The sequence below is a fragment of the Paenibacillus sp. 102 genome (assembly GCF_039549175.1).
Classification (GTDB): domain Bacteria; phylum Bacillota; class Bacilli; order Bacillales; family Bacillaceae_G; genus Bacillus_A.
The window spans coordinates 1-3443 of record NZ_JBCGHT010000049.1; the positions used below are offsets into that span (position 1 = coordinate 1).

At 32.4% G+C, this 3443-nt stretch carries 7 protein-coding genes and 2 pseudogenes; all 9 read right to left on the reverse strand.

Annotation, left to right across the window (positions count from 1 at the left end; all coding sequences use genetic code 11):
* The coding region (locus AAIE21_RS29090) for an ankyrin repeat domain-containing protein (RefSeq protein WP_343269858.1) at positions 1 to 388 on the reverse strand (388 nt) is incomplete at its 3' end.
* Positions 389 to 410: 22 nt separating this feature from the next.
* Positions 411 to 815 carry a type IV secretion protein Rhs gene (locus tag AAIE21_RS29095; RefSeq protein WP_343269859.1) on the reverse strand — a complete coding sequence of 135 codons (405 nt, stop codon included), beginning with the start codon at positions 813 to 815 and terminating at the stop codon, positions 411 to 413.
* 24 nt (positions 816 to 839) lie between these two features.
* The gene (locus AAIE21_RS29100) at positions 840 to 1118 is read right to left on the reverse strand and encodes a hypothetical protein (protein WP_343269864.1); all 279 of its coding nucleotides are present in this window, start codon (positions 1116 to 1118) and stop codon (positions 840 to 842) included.
* A 362-nt stretch (positions 1119 to 1480) separates the two neighbouring features.
* Positions 1481 to 1936 carry an immunity protein YezG family protein gene (locus AAIE21_RS29105; RefSeq protein WP_343269860.1) on the reverse strand — a complete coding sequence of 152 codons (456 nt, stop codon included), beginning with the start codon at positions 1934 to 1936 and terminating at the stop codon, positions 1481 to 1483.
* A 21-nt stretch (positions 1937 to 1957) separates the two neighbouring features.
* Positions 1958 to 2113 (reverse strand): DNA/RNA non-specific endonuclease, encoded by a 156-nt coding sequence (locus tag AAIE21_RS29110; protein WP_343269863.1) that lies wholly within the window; start codon positions 2111 to 2113, stop codon positions 1958 to 1960.
* Positions 2097 to 2177: pseudogene (locus AAIE21_RS29750) on the reverse strand (helix-turn-helix domain-containing protein); the annotation flags it as partial. The pseudogene AAIE21_RS29750 and the gene AAIE21_RS29110, both read right to left, overlap by 17 nt.
* Before the next feature lie 101 nt (positions 2178 to 2278).
* Complete coding sequence (locus AAIE21_RS29115) at positions 2279 to 2713, reverse strand: hypothetical protein (RefSeq protein ID WP_343269861.1); 435 nt, start codon at positions 2711 to 2713, stop codon at positions 2279 to 2281.
* A gap of 279 nt (positions 2714 to 2992) precedes the next feature.
* A complete protein-coding gene (locus AAIE21_RS29120) occupies positions 2993 to 3244 on the reverse strand; it encodes a hypothetical protein (RefSeq protein WP_002161995.1) in 252 nt (83 codons plus the stop codon).
* A gap of 14 nt (positions 3245 to 3258) precedes the next feature.
* A pseudogene (locus AAIE21_RS29125) lies at positions 3259 to 3443 on the reverse strand (glycohydrolase toxin TNT-related protein); the annotation flags it as partial.

Here is a 3443-nt window from a genome sequence, read left to right on the forward strand (position 1 = left end):
CTATTCCTTTTTCAACTAGAAACTCAGCTACTTCTTTATGTCCACCATAAATCGCACCAAATAATGGATTTCTTTTTGCTAAGCTCACATCTAATTCTGCGCCAGCCTCAATTAAATACTTTACCATCTCCAAATGCCCCGCTCCTGCTGCCAATCTTAAAGGTGAAGCATCAAATATATCACCTTTTGTATTAACATCGATTCCTTTATGGATTAAATATTCCACTATTCCAAAATGTCCTTTCTTTGCTGCAACATGTAACCACGTACCAAATGGTGTCATTGAATGTAAAGGTTCTGGATTATCTCCTATTAAACGTTTTACTTCATTAATATCACCAACTTTAATTGCATTTGTTATTGCTTTATTTAAACTTTTTTCATCCATAACATTACCTCCTGTATCTCTACTATCTTGTACTAGCTATGTCGCCTAAATCTTTAAGAGTTTCAACAATATTATCAAAGTCACAGTCTATTGCTTCAACAACTCTTAACCGATTCACTACTTCCTCCAAAGCATCAAAACTATGTTGTCCTATTACAGCATTTGGTGCCCAAACAAGGGTTTCTTCACCAATTATTGGGTCTATCCCATACCTTCTTAATATTCCTTGACCTTCTCGAACCAGTTCCTGTTGCTTCTGATCAAGACCTTTTTTAAATAAAATATGATGTGCATGTGGATTTTTCATGGCAACAGGTGGGTCACCTATTAGTACTCTAAGATACTTACCAAAATCAATTTTAATTAATGCTTCATTATATTCTTTAGTAATGCCTAAATCAGACATCTTTTTACTAATATCAGACAACTCATCTACACTAAAAGTATTATTTTAAATAGTATTTTTTAGCTTATTCATCTTAGCGGCATCGACATTCCCGTTCATAATTATATCATCAAGATAATCACTTACGGTATTACCCTTACCCTTAGTTCCACTCTTAACGGCAGAAAATAACTCTCCACCAAGTGTGTTTCTTTCTTCTACATTCCCAACGTCAGCTAACGAAGGTTTAAGGGATAATTTCGGGATCTCAATGTTTTTAATCTTCTCCACGACATTCTTCATACTACCCGGCAACTTATTCATGAATGCCGCTACTTCTTCCAACTTACCAACTATTTATGAAGTTAAAGCGTACCAATCAATAAAAAAAGCACTTGTTGCCTATCATAGACAATCAAGTGCTTTAAGTTCATTTGTTTTTAAGTATCGTTAATTTTGTAAGTCTTGTAGTAACAGTATGACACCTTTTATAAATCGTGACAAGTAATACGTTAAAACTTACGAGCTTGTACGAGTTGGTTAGTTTCATATAGATTCCATGTATTAATATTCATCGCCTAGTAATTCGTCATCTCACCTAATCTCGTACCTCGTTTTCTATTCTATCATTACACATAGTACTCCATGATGGTATAATCATCATGAGTTATTCATTCAACTTAGATATAACTATTACTGTGAACCTTTTAAAGGTTATTATTTTTTACTTCCTCAAACCACTCATTAAAAATATGAGTAGCCGTTTTAATATCATCATGCGTATAAACTAAGTCATATTTGTATTCAGCTTTGAAGTTTCCACTCTTAACATCAAATATTAATTTCATCTCAGTAGGCATATCTCTTTTATATTCTTGGCACAATGCTTTAATTTTTCCGATATCCTCACTCAGGATATCTAATACCATAAAATTTCGTTCTGCTGATGTATCATATCCTTCATCTCCATCTTCCAACGCATCATTCAATTTATGAGGCTCTACGTACTTATCATTAATCAAATAAAAAAATTCGCTTGCAGTAACTCCTTCTTCACGTGAAGCATAAACATATACTTTATCAGCCCTATTTTCAACATATTCCATACATATGGAGATCATCTCCGCTTGTAATTCACTAAACTTATCTTCAAATTCTTTCATACTACTTTCTCACTCCTTAGATTAATTTGTAATAACTTCAAAGCCCGGCTCACCATCAATAGAGTAATTAACTATAAATTTCTTTGGGCGCTTATCATTTCCAGAATAAATTATTTCAACATCAACTGTTACTTCTTTGGGAGGTGTTTCTTTTAAAGCTGTTGCCCATTCCTCTATGTAAGTACATTTCGATCACTCTCATTTTAAAATCAATCGAAAAAGTTCTTCTAATTTTCCCTATCAAAAATCCCCTCCATAATAAACAGTAACTTTCTTTCAACTGTATACTATGAGGGAATAATACTTCAATACCGAGGTCATCTCTATTCAATCATCATACTGTTACTTTTGAAAATATATTATACTTATACCTGCTCCAAATGATCTCGGATCAAACCAAGGACCTATTTTTCCCCACTTAAACGTAACATCATCACGTATCCCATCACTTTTTCCTAATTCCTCAATAAGCCATTCTCTTTGTTCAGCTACATATCGCCAAAAATCATGGTCATTCATAATTGGTTCGTCTATCTCTGGATCATCTACAATTAACTCTATGCCCCATATATGTTCATTTTTAAAGGCTATGCTAATTCTAAAATTTTTACTTCCTAACTTAACTGGTTGTGAAAACCTTAATGTTGCTCTCTCATTTGTTCGTCTTCCTACTTCAGCATTTGCTTTACCAAATGCATCTTCTATATCATTCAATGTAGTATTTGGATTAATCTCTATGCCTCCTATTGTTAAAACACCATCTATTAAGTTACTCATTAGTTAATCTCGCCTCCTGTATTACTTATCTCTCTAATAGCGTCTTTTATATCATCAATTTCATCCATACTTAATTGATAATTATCTAATTTAGCAACGTTTGAATCTTCATATAAATCCTGAGACTTACTTTTCCGACTTATATGTCGAAGATAAACAACTCAATCAACATCATACCTTTAAATTGAATCTTTTATTTCAGAACAAAAAATACCCAGTATTAACCATAAATTGATTTTATCGCTTTATGGTATACTGAGTATTTTTTAGGAGAAAAATTTATTTTCTTCTCTCTCTTCGATTCTTTCGCATTATCAAATATTTTAATATCAATTCACAAGCATCATTTTCATTTTCAAAAGTATCTATAATATTCATTCCACCTCTCTCTAACGATTGATATACTTTCCATACTTTTTCTTCTTTTAATATACCTAATTCCAATTCACCAATAGATTTATCACCTAAGTTGTATTCATGTTCTTCTATTCCTAATTCATTCAATCTAGTTTTTAACTCACTAATATTCATTTTAAACCTCCTACTTATTTAATTTCTTTGATAAATCCAAATTCCTCCAAATATTCAATGGACATTGGTAACTTCCATTGTATTCCTCCACCTACTGCATCAAAGGCAGGCGCAATTTCACCAGCAAAAGAGGTGAAATTATCCATGTCATATCCATATGCTTTAGCATCCATAAAGAATTCATCTACTAATCCTTTGT